Below are 17,111 nucleotides of genomic sequence, written 5' to 3'. Positions count from 1 at the left end.
AAATTAAATTCATTCAGCCTGGTAAGCCCTATCAGAATGGATATATGGAGCGCTTTAACCGAAGCTTCCGCGAAGAGGTATTGGACGCCTATTCTTTTACCAGGATAAAGGATGCGCAAGCGATGGCCTATGTCTGGATGTGGGTCTACAACAATCAGCGTCCGCACAGCGCCTTGGGGTACCTACCGCCTGTTGCATTCCTTGAGGAACGTCTTCAGGGCTACGCCCTTCCGACATTCCTCAAGGATCATAGATTTGAGTGGAATGACTTAGTTTTAAACGTTACTAACTGAGGGAAGCTTTCACCCGGAGCCGCTGTGTAGCGTCTCGCTACGACCAACTTTATCAGGATTAACAGACGCGTGCCCATTTATACCGGCACGTTACCACGGTGTGTCTTTGCGCCCCGGATAGCAACGAAAAGCCCGGAGCTGCTGTGAAGGAATTTCTTACCATCAATTAATACCTAAGTAAATTAGGTGTTAAATTTCCTCTCTCATGTTATGCAGCGAGGACTTGTAGCGGATAGCCGGATAAGGCGCCCTAAAAATAAAACTGCAGGTCTTCTTATTAAAACAGAGCTACACAATCCGTTTTGACAAAAATTAGTACTGGCAGTGACTTTTATATCACTGCTGAACGCTTGCAGATCGATGAGCACTGCTGGTATCTACTATAAGTGACTATCCGGATATAGGAAACAGGAAACAATTTGCTTCTAGATAACGGTTGCTGAGCCCGTCGAAGCACCATCTTGTCCTTTCGACAAGCTCAAGGACCGCCTTGTTTTTTATATCCGGATACTCAGTTTACTATAATACCTGAATTAGCTGCAGCGGGATTGATCCCGGAACCTCTTTTGAGACCGGCATAAAGAAAAGAGACGATGCTTCGCCGGGAAGATCGTCTGAAATGCGCTTCTGAAAGCGTCAAAGCTAGCAAATATAAGGCGGACAGGATGCCAGTGAGCAACAGGTAGTCTGGCGCTGACCGGGCAAAGTACCGCAGCAGGTGGTATTGGCGGTAGCGCCGCCCAGTAAAGCGGTCTGCTGCTGCTGATCCAGGCATACGATAGCTATTTTCTGCAGAGATAATTTGCGGGGATGCTGTTTCTTTTTCATAAGAATCGATGTATTGGTAATACCAAAGGTAGGCTCCGGGGCTGCATAAAATCTGCAGTGCGATATATGTTCGCATCCCGACTGTATCCCGGGCTATCGTTGTGAACATAAATTACCATTGCATTTTCATTATAGTCATTCCGGAAGCCATCCGGGCCAGGGCAAAATAGTCTATGCCCTTTCCCGTTTTGTCCATTCCCGCAGCTGTGGATACGCGCTAGCTTTGCCGGAAAAGATAAAAGATGAACATGCAAAAGACAACGGAGAAAATATTGCAGGGCCTTGCTGCCGGACAAACCTTTTTTATTCATTTGCTCAGGGTGAGCGTTTTTATCGTTATGGCCTGGATCGGCGGTTTGAAAGCTTTCCCTTACGAGGCCGAAGGGATCGTTCCCTTTGTGATCAATAGTCCATTGATGCGCTTCCTGTATCACAATACGGGTAAAACAGGCGTCAATGACCAGGGAAAGCTTGTGCCCCAATACACCCTGCACAAAAACCCCGAAGGTAAAATGGTGCAGCAAAATATCGACTGGCACGAGCAAAACGGTACCTATGTGTTCTCCTACGGATTGGGAACGATGATCCTGCTGATCGGGCTGCTGACCTTGCTGGGCATCTGGTCGCCCGGGGCTGGTCTTTGGGGAGGACTGCTGACCTTTGGCATGTCCCTGGTCACTTTATCCTTCCTGGTGACAACTCCCGAAGCTTATGTTCCTGCCCTGGGTGGCGATCTTCCTACACCACAATATGGCTTCCCTTATTTATCGGGCGCCGGCCGCCTGGTATTGAAAGATGTGATCATGATGGCTGCGGGCCTGCTTATTGCTTCCGACAGCGCCCGCCGGATGCTGAAGCGGTAGGGGAAAAGCTGTCCTTCTCCTGCTAATGTGCAGTAAGCTCCCGGTGTATGGCAACAATATTGCGGGAGCCGCTGCCCGCTTGCTTTTTCCTGTCACAGCAATGGTCATGACAAAGCCCCCGGACCATCTGCCGGGGGCTTTGCATGGGAAACTAAACTTATTGTTTGCCTACAACCATCCGCCGGGTCTCGATCTCGCGACCGTCAACCAGCAAGGAATAGAAGTAAATACCCTGGCTCAGGTTGGCCGCTTTAAAGGTAACGGTTCCTTTGCCGGCCTGGCTTATCACATAGCGGGTTATTTCTTTTCCAGCAGCATCGCTAACGATGATCGCGGCGCCTGATCGCAGCTGGTCGATGTAATACGGGATGGCCGTTTCACCACCGAAGGGGTTGGGCGTATTCTGGAACAGGTGGCTGCCGCTCTGTGCTGCATTCATTACCGGTGTGGTGCTATTGAGCAGGCGTTTCACTTCCAGCAGCTCCTGCTCGAGGCGGTCGTTGCGTTCCTTTTCGCGCTCAATATCCTGCTTCAGCTCTGCCAGCGCTTTGGGCGTAATGGCGGTAATAGGCACCTTGCTATCGAGTACATAGCCCGCGCTGTTAATAACAAGGATATTGCCCTGGCCTCTTTCCAGCCGCTCGAAGCGCACATCGGATAAGCGGCCGTCTTCCTTATTGTTGCCATCGCAGAAGACATGAAGATAAGCAGTAGGCGCCATCGTGTTCCAGCCCAGTAATCCTTTGCTGGTAAAGATGCCGCGGTCCTGGTTGGCGGTCTTGATCCTTACATCATCGGAGGTAATGGTACCGAAGATGTTCCTCCCGCCGGCGATGTTGTTGCCGGTCAGCTTCCAGAAGCAATCGTCAGAGCAGGGGTCCTGTATGGGTTCCATCGATACCAGGTCGACGAGCATGCCACCGTAAGTGTAGCAGCTACCCGTGCCGCTGAAGGTGATGTCAACCGGGCCGCTTGCCGTGGCTGTAAAGACCGTTGCTTCCTGCTGCCAGGGCTTGTCGGCATCGGAAAGCACAAAGTTGGCGTTGTACAAGGTACCACCGGCTCCGGATATATCCACATTGGCATTAACACTGGCGCAGTTTACCTGGGCGTGCACGCTCCTCCAGAAGGAAAAGCTGTAAGTAGTACCGGCGACTACGTTCACCGTTTGGCGGATCACGCCATCGGGATTAAGGTCGATATGGTAATCGCCGCCGCCGGGAGGGCAGCCCATGGCCCAATGCGAGGAATGATGCAAGTCGATGGTGCCACTGATAACGGTCCAGTCGGTAAGCATGGGACTGGAAGTATTGGTATAAGGGCGAAAGGCCGCGGTCGGTGCCGGAATGGGGCTCATCGGATCCGACTCAAAACTGGGATTGAGTACCTGCGCGAAACTGCCTGCAAAAGGAAGCAGGGAAAGGCTGAGGGATAAGGCTACCGTTTTCAGGCTCATGGCTGCAGCGGGCCGGCCGTAGCGGCGCTGCTTGTTGGGTTTGGAAGTGTTCATAAAAAAACGATTTGTTTTGTGTGAACACCGAAAATAATGCGACAACGGAGCTGGAGACAAAGATATCTTCCCACCGGTCAATAATCCTTCCCAAATGCAGAATGGCGTTTCCGGCGGTCGCTGCTGAAGCCCGGCCCGATCCGGAGCGCAGAGCATACGCCCTGCACTTGTCCTTCATTGTCCTTCAGTTCGCTCACCTCCAGCGTGATCTGCTGCCCGTGCATCTGCCGCAGCTTTTCCAGCCGTTGCTTTACATTATCCAGCGCCAGCGACTGGTGTCCCCGGCTTCCCGGAGCGTTTTCCCGCAGACCGGGGCCGTTGTCTTTTACGGTGATGAGCACGACCTCCTCTTCTTCGCTGATCTCGACGAAGATCATCCCTTTTGGGTTGCCGTTGGCCCGCAGACCATGTTTGACGGCATTCTCCACCAGGGGCTGCAGGAGCAGCGGCGGTACCATAATAACATCTGTTTCTACCTCTTCCGGGATGATGATCTCATAATGGAATCCATCGCGGAACCGTAGCTTTTCCAGCTCAAGATAATTGGTGACCAGGATCATTTCTTTCTCCAGGCTTATCCTGTCTGCCGTGAGGTTATGCATATTGAGCCGCACCAGGTCGGAAAAAATGCGGATATACCTGCTGGCCTCTTCCCTGGCATTGCGGCTCACAAGGCTTTGCACGCTGTTCAGGGAATTGAAGACAAAATGAGGATTCATCAGGGCATTCAGGGCAATCAACTCCGATTTCATGAACTTCATCTCCCGCTTACGCTTCTGTTCCGTTCTCCTGACAAACAAACGGAAGCCCAGATAGAGCAGCGATGCCAGGACGAGCCCGGCAAGCATAAGGAACCAGGGATTAAGCCAGAAAGGAGGCCTGATCACCAGCGTGAAGCCGGGAACATTGCTGCTGATACCACTTGCCGTCAAAGCACGTACCCTGATCTGGTAAGTACCCGGGCTGATCTTATAGAAGTTAATATGATCGCCCGGCGCCTGGAGCCATTGCGCTGCCGTATCGCCCGGTGCGGCGATGCTGTACTCAAAAGATAAAGCGCCGGCGTCGAAAGACAGGGCTTCGAACGACACACGGATGTCGCGCGATGCGCCATAGTCCAGCGACAAGCTGGCGCTTATGGGAAGCGTGTACCGGCGTGTCGCCAGGTCGATGAGGTGCAGCTGTGGCGGACGGGGGCCGGCCATCAGCTCGGCTAAAGGAATGCCGATACCATACTTTTCCTTGAAAAAATAACCATACCGGCCATCAGAGAAGATATAGCGGGCTCTTTGCGGCAGCAGCGGATGTTCGAGTGTATGTACACGGTAAGAACTGGCGCTGGTCGTAATCATTTTATAGAGCTTGTTAGAGCTCACGATCAGTGAAGAGTCGTTCAGCACATAGAATTTGTCCCATACGGCATCGCTGTGCCCGGCAATGCTCACCTTGGGGGCGGGGCTATCATAGCCGTGAATGACCAGCAGCCTGTTGTCGGGCGTATAGCCGATCAGGGCGTGACGCGTAAAGACAATGGCTCTCAGCGCCATGCTGCCCAATTGTTGCTGCTCCCTTGCATGGTTATCCGTAACTTTATACAAGCCGTTCCTGGTAGCGATCCATATAGCGCTGTCGGAGGATTGTGCCATGTCGTACATCGCGCCGGCACGGGCCGTCTGGCCGCTGTCGAGGAGCGCGTGTGCCAGCCCCGGCGCCCGGTGAAGCAGCTTCTGATAATCCAGGGTCCAGGTGTTCTCGCTATTGATCAGGTACAGGTTTGCGCCGTTCCGCAGTATTTTGGTCGAGCCGTTATAGTAGATGCTGCGATCTACCAGAACCTCCTGCAGCCGGGTCTTGTCGTAGATCACCATGATACCCTTTACGAAGTGCAGGATATAGCGATTGTCGGCATAAAATACATGCTTGCGGTCCTTTAGCGTTAAGCCCGTGGCTTGCCAGAACCGGGTCAGCTGTCTGAGCCCGGTCGGCATCATCCGGTAAAGATCGCCGTTTCGGCTGCATAAGATAATGGTATCTGTTCCCGGGCAGGCATAGGCTATTTCATCTGCCGGCTTAAAATAGCGAATGTCGCGGAAGTGCCGTCTGAGCTTATAGACGCCATCGCCTATAGTACATAGCCAGTAGTCGCCGTTCCCGTCCCTGAAAACATCTGAGAACCTTACCTCCGGCATAATCCGTTCCTGGTCGATCCAGAGCCCTTTGTCCGTTGCGATAAAGCAAATGCCGTCGTAGTTCCTGATCTTAAAAACAGCGCTATGCTCCGGTAGCACAGGGAATCCTGCACTGACCAGGTTCCTGTTATAGATGAGATTGCCCGACCGCAGGTATTCATGTTCCGGAGTAGAGAATGCCCAGTCCATAACAAAGGCGCCGAAGCGCTTTGTCTGCAGCAGCTGCAATTGTTCGTTCAGCAGCAGTTGTCCTTTCCGGTAGGTGACCCGTATCTTGCCTTGCTCATGAACAATATTCTGGGTATAGCGGCCCGAAAAATCCGTTCCTAGCCCGTAACGGGCGATGGCAGCGTCTAGGTCGAACACCTGCAGTTTATTACCTTTTATCGAAACAAATGGTGTGTTACGGTAAAAAAAGGAAACGCTGCTGTCGGCCTCCACACGGATATCCATTAAGGATCGTGTGGTGAAAGGCAGCTTAAGGGCCGGCGTATTCTTTGCCGTATGAAATATCCCGTCTTTGAAGTAGGCCAGGACGCCACTGTAGGTGGCTATCCACAGGCGGCCGTAGGGATCTTTCCGGAAGAAAAAGCATTCATTGTCGGGCAGACCGTCACGGGTAGTGAAGTTCTCAAACGCTATACCATTGTACCTGCTGATGCCCGCACTGGTAGCCAGCCACAGGTATCCTGTGCCATCCTGGTACATGTCGTATACCGAGCTGCCGGGCAGTCCGTCGGCCTGGGTGTAATGACGCATGGCGTACTCGCGGGCAGGGGCGGATAAGCAACCCGTCAGGAGCAATAAGATATAGGCAATTGTTTTCATTGGTATAGTGCATTTCCTGCCTGGAAATGGCCGTTGCTCAAAAAGCTGAGCAAGGAGGCGTATCGGCGGCGGCTTACAGGAATATGCATCCCGTTGCTGAGGACAGCCGCGGGCTCAGGACTGGTAACGATATGCCGGATATGGCTGCAGTTGACCAGGTACGATTTATGTATCCTGTAAAAGGATTGCGTGGGCAATATCTCGGCATAGTCTGTCAGCGCGCGGCTCATAATAATAGTCTTGTCCTTGCCATTTGCTTTGAAATAGATCTTGCAATAAGCCCTCTGCGCTTCGAGGCAATACAGGTCGGCAATATCCACAATGTCCAGGTGATTGCCCGAGCGCAGCCTTATTCTTTTTAAAGCGCTTTTTTCTGAAAGCTGTGCCGATACCGAATGGTAGAGCCCTGCTTCGCCAGGTATGCTGCCTGCTTTCAGTCTTTCGAGCGCCGTCAGCAGCTCATCTATGCTTACCGGCTTCAATATATAGTCAATAGCATTCAGGCGAAAGGCCCGTACAGCATAAGCGTCGTAAGCAGTAACGAAAATAACCTTAAACCGCAACGGGGCCATCCGTTCCAGGAACTGGAATGCATTTTCCCCGGGCATTTCGATATCGATCAGTATGGCGTCTGGCTGAATGGCGGCAATAAGCTCCTCCGCCTGCGTGGTATTGTGTGCCGTGCCGGCGATGATCATAGCAGGATCATGCAGGGATTCGATCGTGTGCCGGAGGTGATCACAGGCTTCCTTTTCATCATCGATAAGGAGTAATTTCAATGGTGTAGGCAATATCATGGTGTTAGGTTTAGGAACGGATCAATACCTGTGAAGTACATGGACCGCAAATATATATTCCATGATGACCACAGGTCAGCCAGCTTTGCGCTCAAGACTCTTTACTGGTAATAAAACCCCGAAAAATCTACGTAACAATAGTAATGAAAATATTTAATTGCAATGGTCCCATTTTGTCGCTATGATCCTCATTTTCACCATTATTGATGTACCAATGCCGGCTTAGCCAAAAAGCCCCTTGCAGGGGCAAGGGGCTTTTATAGAAAAACGGTCCGGTCGGCTTATCGCCTGATCACGATCTGCCGGTTGTACAGACGGCCGTTGCCGCTCAGCTGCAGGTAATAGTTGCCGCTGGCCAGGCGGCTGATGTCCAGCCTGCGCAGGCCTGTGCCCGGTTTGTCATCGGTGAGTACAGCAGTTCCCAGCACATTGATGACCCGCAGGCGGTCAAACTTTCCGTCGAAGTCAATATCCAGGTATTGTGCAGCCGGCTGGGGGTAAACTTTCAGCGCTTTGTCCTGTACCAGCGCCTCATTTACACCTACCGGCGCCGGTGGTTGCATAAAGAGGGTATCGCGTTGGTTGGCACAAATGCTGCGCATATGTGTTACCTGTTCTTTGGTAAACATACTCTGGAAATTGTCTTTGGAATAATCCATATAGTTCTCCCACAGGTCGGGCAGGTCGTTGGCGCTACCGGCGCCGCAGGTATTGAGCGTAGGAGAGGGTGGATTGGCCTGCATATCGGTCATAGTTGCCTGTGCCGGGGTATCGCCGATGCCGTCGTCGCCCTGCGGTGTACACTCCTGTCCCTGCTCGGGATCGCCCCATATATGCCGCAGCCCCAGGTAGTGGCCCACTTCATGTACTGCCGTGCGGCCCTGGTTGCCCAGACCGGCGGCCGATAGCTCGCCGATGTAGGGATTGTTGTTGCCCACGGCATGGTATTGCAGGATCACACCATCTACCATCTGGGCCAGGCCGCCGGCCTCGCCTGCCGGCCAGTTGGGCGGCAGCGGATTTATTGGCGGCCGGGCGATACCCATCACGGCGGGTACTACCTGGCCGTTGAAGGCAATGCGCATATCGGCGATCCAGATATTGAGGTAGCGGCTGGTGTTCCAGGCATCGTCGCCGCCAAGGGCCGTCTTCTTGACCCGTTCGAGACTGCTGATATCGCCCATGGCTATGGAGATGTCGCCGAAGTACTCTATATTGGTCGCCTTGTGGACGATGCCGGTGGTGGCGTTGCCGTTGGAGTCCTGGGTCGCGAGGTGGAATTGTATTTCTGCGTCGGCGCTCAGCGGCTTGAATATAGCCCGCAGGTTACCGGTATCGGCATGCGTCTTGCGATAAGCCTGGTTCAGCACCTTGATCTGGTTCTGGATCACCGAATCGGGCAGATTGCCTTTTGTGACGGCGCCGTTCTGGTAGTACACCACATGAACGACTACGGGGATATCGTATACCGTACCGGTTGGGCGTGCCTTGGTATTGGGATCGGCGAGCTGAGCTTTGATCCGGGCGTCATATTGCTCACGGAAGCCGGGAGCAGCCTGCTCCATTTGTTTCCATACCAGTTCAAAGCCGCAACGCGGGATGGCCGGCAGGGTGTTTTGCGCCTGGGCTGCCAGGGGCAGGCAGGCAATTGCGAGGGGAAACCATTTTTTCATAAAGAACATTGCTTTTTAACGTGTGACGATCTTTGTTGCTACGATGTGCCAATCCGTTTAATGGTACTCGTTGTTTAATTGATTATCGGGTGAGATAATAAAGCAAATGTCTTTATCCCTGCTTTGCTTTGTGGTTAAAAATCACGAAAAAACGTTAATTAATGTGAATGCACGCACTCACGATCCCAAGCGCTGGCGTCTTCCTGCTGATAAGCGGTATAGCGATCGATTACTTATCTTTGATCAAATCAATCGACCGGCCGGTAATGAACTACCAGCAATTGCTGCCTCCCGAAAGTCTCAGGACATATGTCCGCTATTACTGGGTGTTGGAATACACCGCCCGGGACGGGCTGCCGCATGCCTTTGCCCCACTGGCCGACGGCTGTCCGGGACTCATTTACCAGCAGTCGGACACCGGTGTGTATTTCGATCGTGAAGGGAAAACCCTGCCGCCTGTATTCCTTTATGGACAAACCATACGGCCGGCCGCCATCTGTATGATGGGCCGCTTTCGCATGATAGGAGCTTGCCTGGCTCCGGATGCGCTACGCTCCGTGTTTGGCCTCAATGCTGCCGAGCTTACCGATACCTGTACCGACCTGGACGCCATTGCCGCCCGTCGGGGCATACACCTGTCGGAGCGCATGCTGTACTCGCTCAATATACCCTCGCAGCTGGGCGTGCTCTCCGCTTACCTGGAGGAAGAGATCGGGAAAAATAAACGGCAGAGCGATGCGCTCACGCAGCAGGCCCTCTTGCTCATCCTGCAATCGAGAGGCGCCGTGAGCCTCCGGGAGTTGCAACGGCAGGCCAATCTGTCGGAGCGCACCTTTGAACGCCGTTTCAATCAATATGTAGGCATCAGCCCCAAGCTCTTTGCCAAAGTATGCCGCTTCCAGTCCTCACTAGTGCAGCTCAAGAGCAACCGCTACGAGAAGCTGTCCGACATCGCCTACGACAACGGCTTTGCCGATCAGTCACATTTCATCCGCACCTTTAAGGAGTTTGCCGGCTATGCACCTTACGAATTTCAGCGGCAGTCTTACGGCATGGCCGAGAACTTTCCTTTGCTGAGAAAATAATCTTCCTGTCGGTTTTATTCTATTTACCGCCTGTAGTTTGCCCCAATTTTGTCAAAAAAAAGCAAGCTATGAAACGGATCTATAGTATCGCCGCAATGTTTCTTTTCCTCGTCTGCTGTGCTTTTGCACCGCCGCGCGAACGAAAAGGAGGCCCCGAAGCAGCAACCGAAGACAAAGAGCTGAAGCAGAAAGCGCTGAACATCCTGGAGGCCAAATGTAATTTTTGCCACGCCACGAAAAACCCATCAAAGGTGTTCACGCTGGAAAATATGAATGATCATGCCGGTAATATCTATCGCCAGGTTTTTGTATGGCGCAGGATGCCCAAAAACAATGCCGTAACGCTGAGCGCGGACGAAGAGCAGGTGCTTCGTCGCTGGCTGAGCGTGCACACTAATGTGAAAAAATAGTCCCTTCTTTCTTTAACGCTAAAAGACAAACTTATGCTCTCGTTTTCCCGACTACTACTCTTATTGGCCGCGCTTACCACAGCGCTTATGGCCGGCCTCTTCTATTCCTGGTCGGTATCGGTAACGCCCGGTATTGGCAGATTGCAGGACGCCGCTTACCTGAAAGCATTCCAGGAAATGAATCGCGCTATCCTCAATCCGGTATTCCTGTCCTGCTTTATGGGCACTGCGTTATTGCTTCCGGCAGCGACCATCCTGCATTATAAAGAAGTGATGCGACCCCGTTTCTGGCTACTGGCGGGCGCCACACTCTGTTACCTTATTGGTGTTATGGGCGTTACCATGATGGGTAATGTGCCTATGAACAACAGCCTCGATGTGTTCCCGGTTGAAACGGCTTCTCTCGAAGCACTGGCGCAAAAGCGGGCTTCCTTCGAAGGCCCGTGGAACCGGCTCAATACGATCAGGACTGTATGTGCTACGCTGTCGGTGCTGCTGGTGGTGCTGGCCTGTATGGGACAGGAGGAACGCTGAGGAAATAACAAGTAATTATATGTTAAACGGTCCGGCACCCTTGGATAACAGGTAACTTTAAGCTCCTGTTTTATTTAACCAAAAATTGAAAATTATGAAAAAGGAAAAAATGGCCCTGCCGAAATTATCCTTGAAAAAAGTAATGATCACACCTATGGAACACCGCGAGATGAACCAGGTGCTGGGCGGATTGACCGGCAACTGCCCCCCGCCTTCGGCCCTTAGAACGATCGTGCGCTGCATGCATCCTACGACCACGGTGCAGCATACCTTCGACTGCTGACCAGAAAATGATAGCTGTTTGCTCCTCCGGGGCATAAAAAAGGAGCGCTGCCCCGTCTTGAGGCAGCGCTCCGGTATAATATAAACCATCTTATCAGGATATCAGCAGGAACTCATCCCAGGGCAGGTGCTGGCTTACCGAGCGCGATATGAGCGCCAGGCCGGTGCCGGCGCTGCCGTCCAGCAGGTCCCAGCGGTATTGCCATTGCTCATCTTTGCCCTGCCATACCCTTATGCCGTGCTCCCCCTTCTGCTCCGAGAACTGGATCAGGTTGTCGGTAAGGTTATACCAATCTTCCGAGCATTGATAAAAGATCTTATCGTTGGTCTCGTGCCAGAAACGGCGGTACATGGCCGCGTTACCGGCGGTACCGTGGCACAGGCAGGTATCGACCACAGCGCCGCTTTCCAGGGTATTTCTCCTGGTGCTGTAGCGCAGGATATCCAGCGCACGCGTGATCCATTTTTCTTCCTTGAGCAAGTGACCGCATTCCCACAGGGCAATCGCGACATTCACATCGCCATAGCACCAGGAGATACGACTGGGCGCCGGCGGATTGCCATCCAGGTTAAGGCTGCTGGGGTACAGGGCGATCGGTGTATTTTCGTCGGGTTTACCCTCGTAGCTCAGCACAAAGTCCATGGTCTCATAGATCAGCCGCTTGCATTGTTCCTGCGCGACCCCTGCTTTATAGATCCTGGCCAGCAGGATCTGTAGCGAGCAGGTGCCGTGTGCCAGGCTGAACGCATCGGTACCGATCTCCGAAGGTGGATCGGTATGGTAGTAAAACATGGGTACACTACGGCCCCTGGGCGTCATTACAGAGAAAGCTTCCAGCGAAGCGACGAAATGCGCCAGGTGCTCGCGTACATCGGGGCGCTGGGCAAAGGAGACCAGCAGGGTGCAGATGCCGGCGCTGCCATGCAGGAAATCAAAGTTTTTGGAGGCCAGGTGAAAATTGCTTTCCGCAATAGCTGCTGTGATGAAGTCGGAAGCCAGGTCGGCGATGTCCAGCTCGATGAACTCATGCTTGTTGAGGTGGTTGAGCAGCCAGAAAGGGCCCGATAAGCCGTTGCAATAAGTAAAATTGCTGTACTGCGTGATCTCAAGCTTATTGTACAGCTCTTCAAGCAAGGGAACAGCATGGTCAAGCGAATCGTCGATATACTGTTCGTAGTAGAACATATAGAACAAAGCGCCCCAGGCGCCTTTGAACAGGTTGTCGGCAGGAAAGCCAGTGCCTTGCTGGCTTTTGCTCATTTTCAGGATGTCGTTATAGATCAGCGTGTGTTTTTCGGCGGTAGAGATCATTGATACTTTTTTGTGGAAAGTTACGGTATTAAACAATTTGGTACAACCCCTGGTATTCAGGGAAATTCCGGGCGGTCTCAAGGCCCGGATGCTCAGTAAAACGTTTGAGGGTAGCAAAGATGTAGCCCCTCACTGCAAATTATTTTCAGTGAGACTGGTCATGGTAAAAAAAGGAACAGACCGGGTCAGGAAGCCGGTAAAGGAAGGTAGCGTTGCAGGGGCGCCCGTCCGGAACGGCCCCCTTTAATTTCCATCAGTTTTTGATTGCCTACGATGATGCTGAAATTGATCTTCACTTCCTTGGTGTAGTAATAGCACTTACGTTCATGGTCGTATTCGATAGGAAAGCCATAAGAACGCATTTCTTCGATCCGGTCATACAAGGCGCGTTCACAGCAGCCCAGCTTCTTGGCCAGCTGTACAGGCGTGCCGGTGCTTTTGGTCCTGATCAGGCTGTTGATCCTGTCCAGGAGGGTTACTTTCTCAAAAAACTTTTTCATGTCGGGCAACTTTAAGATAACAGCGGGTGTTTGGGCGACGCCGTATCTGTGATACAATGGTGTTTGGATAGTTGACAACGTTTTTCGAAAATAAGCAAAAAAAAGCAACAAACCACGGTCACACCTACAGGTAAAAGCCTGGATTGTCGACATGAATAAAAGTGGATTTTTTATATAGCTGATACAGAGTAAAATAAAAAACAACCAGAATAGCCACACCGGCAAAAAAGGGGAAATATCCCCTCATTTACCAGTAAAACGAGTATATTTTTCTTATTTTCAAAAAAATACTAGACCATTCCAACCCCGGAACACTTTTATTACTCTATACAGGTAAAGACCAGATTGTGATCAGCGAAAAACTACTAACCGATTGCAGGGCCATGCAGCGGAGCGCCCAGCGTCAGCTGTACGAGTACATGGCGCCGAAACTCTACCCGGTATGCCGGCGCTACCTATCGCTGGAGGGCGAGATCGAAGAAGCCATGGCCGATGCTTTCTATACCATACTTACCAAGCTCGATCAGCTACGAGAGGCGGCTGCCTTTGAGGCCTGGGCCCGGCGTATCGCTGTCAACTACTGCCTGTCGGTATTGCGGCGCAAGGGAAACCTTCATCTATCCCTGGATGGTATGAAGCACGAGCCGGCCGAGGCCGGTGTATGGCCGGCCCAGCTGGAAGAGGAAGATATCCTGCGCCTGCTGAAATATTTGCCTGAAGGCTGTCGTACGGTATTCAACCTTTTCGCCATCGAAGGATATAGCCATAAAGAGATTGCAGCCATGTTGCAGATCTCGGAGGGCACCTCCAAATCGCAGCTCAACTTTTCCAGGACCAAGCTGAAAGAATTGGTACAACAATTTTATTATCAAAAGGAGAACTAACAATGGAAGCCCGGGATAACTTCACCGAACAATTCAAAAAGGCCGCCCGCAGGCAGGAAGATACTTCCGCTGCCTTCCCTTCCATGGATAACATATGGAATAAAGTAGAAGCACGGCTCGATGCGGAACAACAAAAAGAAACCAGGCGGCTGATACCCTTCTGGAAAAAAGGGATCGCCGCGGCCATCCTGCTACTGGCGGGTCTGGGACTGGTTTACCTCCTCATCCCCTCAAAGGCCGTACCGGATCAACCGGCCTATGCCCGGAAGGGAAAGGAAGTTGCGCCAGCAATGGTACCCGCTATAGAACACCCCGGACGCATAGATACGCCGGCAATAGTGCCTGTTGTGGAGCAGCGCCGCGAAGCTATAGTCCGCCGTGAAGTACGGCCAAAACCGCAGCCTGAAGAGCAGCAATTACCCCATATGGCTCAGGCAGCTGTGGAGCAGCCTGTAACCAATACCGCTACGCCAGCTTCAACCAACGACGCGATCCGAAGGGAGAAGCAGCCGAGGATCATTACCGGGCAAGTGTTTGATGAATCGGGTGAAGCTGTGCCGGGCGCTACAGTCGTGGTTAAAGGAATGACCATAGGCACGGTTACGGATGCCGATGGTAACTATGAGCTGGAAGTGCCACCCGGCGCAACCAGCCTGGTAATTAAGGGCTTCGGAAGCAAGGATAAGGAGATAGACCTCTCTACGATACAAGGACCGGTTGTGGCCCGGTTGGAAGCAGCAGATCAGAATGCCTTGCAGGAAGTGCAGGTATATGGGCAGAAGATCGATAAAAAATCCTATACCGGCAGCGTTGCCGCGATGAGCGCGGCAGAGATTGCTAAGCGCCCCGTAACCAACATCGCCAAAGCGCTGGATGGCACGGCGCCTGGCGTCACTGCCTGGGAAGGAAGAAAACAACAGGCATACCGATCGGACATTAAGGCAAACGATGCCTCTCCCAGGCATATGAAGCTGCCGGAGCCCGTGCTGCCCAATGTTGCTGTGAACAGCACCGGTCGCAGACCGGTTGCCGATATAGCGAAAGCGCTGGATGGAGCAATGCCTGGCCTGGAAGTCACTAGCGGTGGGGGACAGCCGGGGGCCGGGCCTGATATCCAGATTCGCGGCCAGGGCTCTTTATCCGCCTCCCAGGCGCCCTTGATCGTGGTGGATGGGCAAATCTATTCAGGAAGTCTGGTGAGTATTGATCCTAAGAATGTCGCTTCGATGTCGGTATTGAAAGAACGTAAGGCCACGGCGCTCTACGGCGCCAGAGGCGCCGATGGTGTAATCCTTATCACCACAAAGAAAAATGCAAGCCAGCCGGAGGTACAGCAGGAAAAGAAATCTTCTTTCTTTGGTCGTGGCTGGCAAAAGGTAAAAAAGCTGTTTAAAGGGAAGAAATCCCGCTACAGTAGCGTCATGCCGGCTGCAGTGCCAGTGGTGGCGGGGACTTCCGAAAATGAGAGCTATAACCCATTCGTTGAAAACCCTTTTGACAGTCCCGCAATGGAACCGCTGTCCACTTTTTCTATCGATGTCGACAACGCCTCCTATACCAATATCCGTCGCTTTATCAACAATGGCCAGGCAGTGCCCAAAGATGCCGTGCGAATAGAGGAAATGATTAATTTTTTCCAATATCATTATCCTCAACCGGAGGGTACACATCCTTTCGGCATCCATACCGAATACAGCGAAGCGCCCTGGAACCCGCAGCACAGGCTGCTGAAGATCGGGCTTCAGGGGAGGACGCTTCCTGAAGAGCAGCTACCTGCCGCTAACCTGGTGTTCCTGATCGATGTCTCCGGCTCCATGGACGCACCCAATAAGCTGCCATTGCTCAAGGCCTCGATGCGCCTGTTGCTCAGCAGGCTCCGTGCACAGGATAGGGTGGCGATCGTGGTCTACGCCGGGGCTGCAGGGATGGTGCTACCCGCCACGCCCGGCAACCAGAAAGAAAAGATAGCAGCGGCGCTGGATATGCTGCAAGCAGGCGGCAGCACGGCCGGTGGCGATGGGATACGGTTGGCTTACCAGGTGGCCCGGGAAAATTTTATCAAAGACGGCAACAACCGCGTGATCCTGGCGACTGACGGTGATTTCAACGTAGGCGCTTCCTCCGATGCCGATATGCAAGGGCTTATTGAAGAGCAACGCAAAAGCAATGTATTCCTTACCTGCCTGGGCTATGGCATGGGCAATTATAAAGATTCCAAAATGGAGACGCTGGCCGATAAAGGCAATGGCAACTATGCCTATATCGACAATCTAGAAGAGGCCAGCCGTTTCCTGGTAAAGGCATTCGGCGGCACTATGTACAGCATCGCTAAAGATGTAAAGCTTCAGATCGAGTTCAACCCGGCTTATGTGCAAGCCTACCGGCTTATCGGCTACGAGAACCGTAAGCTGCGTACCGAAGACTTTAGTAACGATGCTATCGATGCAGGAGAGTTGGGTAGCGGGCATACGGTAACCGCTTTATACGAGATTATTCCTGCAGGCGCCAGCAGTCGCTTTCTGCCTGCTGCCTCGCCGGAGCTGCGTTACCATGCCAGTCGGCCCGGAGCTACAGCGCATCGCGATGAGCTGGCGACCATTCGCTTCCGCTATAAGCATCCACAGGAAGACAACAGCATCGAGATCGTGAAAACTATCGGGTACCAGCCACTGCCGCTGGCTTCCAGCTCGGCCGATTATAAGCTGGCGGCCGCCGTGGCCTGGTTCGGGCTGCAGCTCAGGGGTTCAGAACTGATACCTGATAAGAGCAAGGAACATGTGTTGGCGCTGGCCGAAAGCAGCCTGGCTGCAAACCGGGACGAATACCGTACCGAGCTTGTTCGCTTGATCCGGAAAGCCTTGTAATTGCGTATTAGGTATTAGGTATTAGGTATCAGGTATTAAGTATCAGGTATGTGAATTTGAACTTTTGCCAACTGCTCATTGCCAACTATTCCATTGCCTATTGGAACCTGTTGCCTGGAAATTGAGCCTTGGGATTTGCCACCATCTATTGCCCATTGCCAACTATTCAATTGCCTATTGGAGTTCGGCCCTTGGAATTTGAACATTTGATTTTTGCCAACTGCTCACTGCCAACTATTCCATTGCCTATTGAACTTGT

Annotated in this window: 15 protein-coding genes; 8 read left to right on the top strand and 7 right to left on the bottom strand. The window is 52.5% G+C overall.

The genetic code is table 11. From position 1 onward, the window contains the following. Positions 1 to 293: integrase core domain-containing protein (locus tag DZK30_RS18380; RefSeq protein ID WP_162903221.1), on the top strand; the 293-nt coding region annotated here is incomplete at its 5' end. 642 nt (positions 294 to 935) lie between these two features. On the opposite strand, the gene DZK30_RS18375 is transcribed toward DZK30_RS18380, so the two are convergent. Beyond that, positions 936 to 1,121 carry a class I lanthipeptide gene (locus tag DZK30_RS18375; protein ID WP_118975618.1) on the bottom strand — a complete coding sequence of 62 codons (186 nt, stop codon included), beginning with the start codon at positions 1,119 to 1,121 and terminating at the stop codon, positions 936 to 938. Between the two features lie 248 nt (positions 1,122 to 1,369). Here DZK30_RS18375 and DZK30_RS18370 point away from each other — a divergent pair, with 248 nt between their 5' ends. Further along, positions 1,370 to 1,984 (top strand): DUF417 family protein, encoded by a 615-nt coding sequence (locus DZK30_RS18370; protein ID WP_118975648.1) that lies wholly within the window; start codon positions 1,370 to 1,372, stop codon positions 1,982 to 1,984. A gap of 157 nt (positions 1,985 to 2,141) precedes the next feature. Here the strand turns inward: DZK30_RS18370 and DZK30_RS18365 are convergent, their stop codons facing one another. From DZK30_RS18365 to DZK30_RS18350, 4 genes are all read right to left on the bottom strand, one after another. Beyond that, positions 2,142 to 3,494 carry a DUF642 domain-containing protein gene (locus tag DZK30_RS18365; protein ID WP_162903220.1) on the bottom strand — a complete coding sequence of 451 codons (1,353 nt, stop codon included), beginning with the start codon at positions 3,492 to 3,494 and terminating at the stop codon, positions 2,142 to 2,144. A 77-nt stretch (positions 3,495 to 3,571) separates the two neighbouring features. Next, a complete protein-coding gene (locus DZK30_RS18360) occupies positions 3,572 to 6,511 on the bottom strand; it encodes a sensor histidine kinase (RefSeq protein WP_118975616.1) in 2,940 nt (979 codons plus the stop codon). Next, positions 6,508 to 7,308: a LytR/AlgR family response regulator transcription factor gene (locus DZK30_RS18355; protein ID WP_118975615.1), complete on the bottom strand. Its 801-nt coding sequence runs from the start codon at positions 7,306 to 7,308 to the stop codon at positions 6,508 to 6,510. The genes DZK30_RS18360 and DZK30_RS18355 overlap by 4 nt, the downstream gene beginning before the upstream one ends. 281 nt (positions 7,309 to 7,589) lie before the next feature. After that, positions 7,590 to 8,981, bottom strand: a complete 1,392-nt coding sequence (locus tag DZK30_RS18350; protein WP_162903219.1) for a M43 family zinc metalloprotease — start codon at positions 8,979 to 8,981, stop codon at positions 7,590 to 7,592. A 167-nt stretch (positions 8,982 to 9,148) separates the two neighbouring features. On the opposite strand from DZK30_RS18350, the gene DZK30_RS18345 reads away from it, so the two are divergent. The 4 genes from DZK30_RS18345 to DZK30_RS18330 all read left to right on the top strand — a co-directional run bounded on the left by DZK30_RS18345 (position 9,149) and on the right by DZK30_RS18330 (position 11,293). Beyond that, positions 9,149 to 10,066 (top strand): helix-turn-helix domain-containing protein, encoded by a 918-nt coding sequence (locus DZK30_RS18345; RefSeq protein WP_118975613.1) that lies wholly within the window; start codon positions 9,149 to 9,151, stop codon positions 10,064 to 10,066. A gap of 68 nt (positions 10,067 to 10,134) precedes the next feature. Then, the gene (locus DZK30_RS18340) at positions 10,135 to 10,476 is read left to right on the top strand and encodes a hypothetical protein (RefSeq protein ID WP_118975612.1); all 342 of its coding nucleotides are present in this window, start codon (positions 10,135 to 10,137) and stop codon (positions 10,474 to 10,476) included. 33 nt (positions 10,477 to 10,509) lie between these two features. Further along, positions 10,510 to 11,010, top strand: coding sequence for an anthrone oxygenase family protein (locus tag DZK30_RS18335; RefSeq protein ID WP_118975611.1), 501 nt, complete (start codon positions 10,510 to 10,512; stop codon positions 11,008 to 11,010). A 94-nt stretch (positions 11,011 to 11,104) separates the two neighbouring features. After that, positions 11,105 to 11,293, top strand: coding sequence for a class I lanthipeptide (locus DZK30_RS18330; protein ID WP_118975610.1), 189 nt, complete (start codon positions 11,105 to 11,107; stop codon positions 11,291 to 11,293). Between the two features lie 93 nt (positions 11,294 to 11,386). On the opposite strand, the gene DZK30_RS18325 is transcribed toward DZK30_RS18330, so the two are convergent. Then, on the bottom strand, positions 11,387 to 12,604 hold the full coding sequence (locus DZK30_RS18325) for a lanthionine synthetase LanC family protein (protein ID WP_162903218.1): 1,218 nt from the start codon (positions 12,602 to 12,604) through the stop codon (positions 11,387 to 11,389). Between the two features lie 185 nt (positions 12,605 to 12,789). Next, the gene (locus DZK30_RS18320) at positions 12,790 to 13,104 is read right to left on the bottom strand and encodes an HTH domain-containing protein (RefSeq protein WP_162903217.1); all 315 of its coding nucleotides are present in this window, start codon (positions 13,102 to 13,104) and stop codon (positions 12,790 to 12,792) included. Between the two features lie 347 nt (positions 13,105 to 13,451). On the opposite strand from DZK30_RS18320, the gene DZK30_RS18315 reads away from it, so the two are divergent. Then, positions 13,452 to 13,988 (top strand): RNA polymerase sigma factor, encoded by a 537-nt coding sequence (locus DZK30_RS18315; protein ID WP_205529488.1) that lies wholly within the window; start codon positions 13,452 to 13,454, stop codon positions 13,986 to 13,988. Positions 13,989 to 13,990: 2 nt separating this feature from the next. Beyond that, the gene (locus DZK30_RS18310) at positions 13,991 to 16,852 is read left to right on the top strand and encodes a VWA domain-containing protein (protein ID WP_118975607.1); all 2,862 of its coding nucleotides are present in this window, start codon (positions 13,991 to 13,993) and stop codon (positions 16,850 to 16,852) included. Positions 16,853 to 17,111: the final 259 nt, after the last annotated feature.

The sequence above is a fragment of the Taibaiella koreensis genome, assembly GCF_003545715.1.
GTDB classification, from domain to species: Bacteria; Bacteroidota; Bacteroidia; order Chitinophagales; family Chitinophagaceae; genus Taibaiella; species Taibaiella koreensis.
Note: the sequence above shows the minus strand (reverse complement) of the source record. Positions and strands in the feature narration are given on the sequence as shown.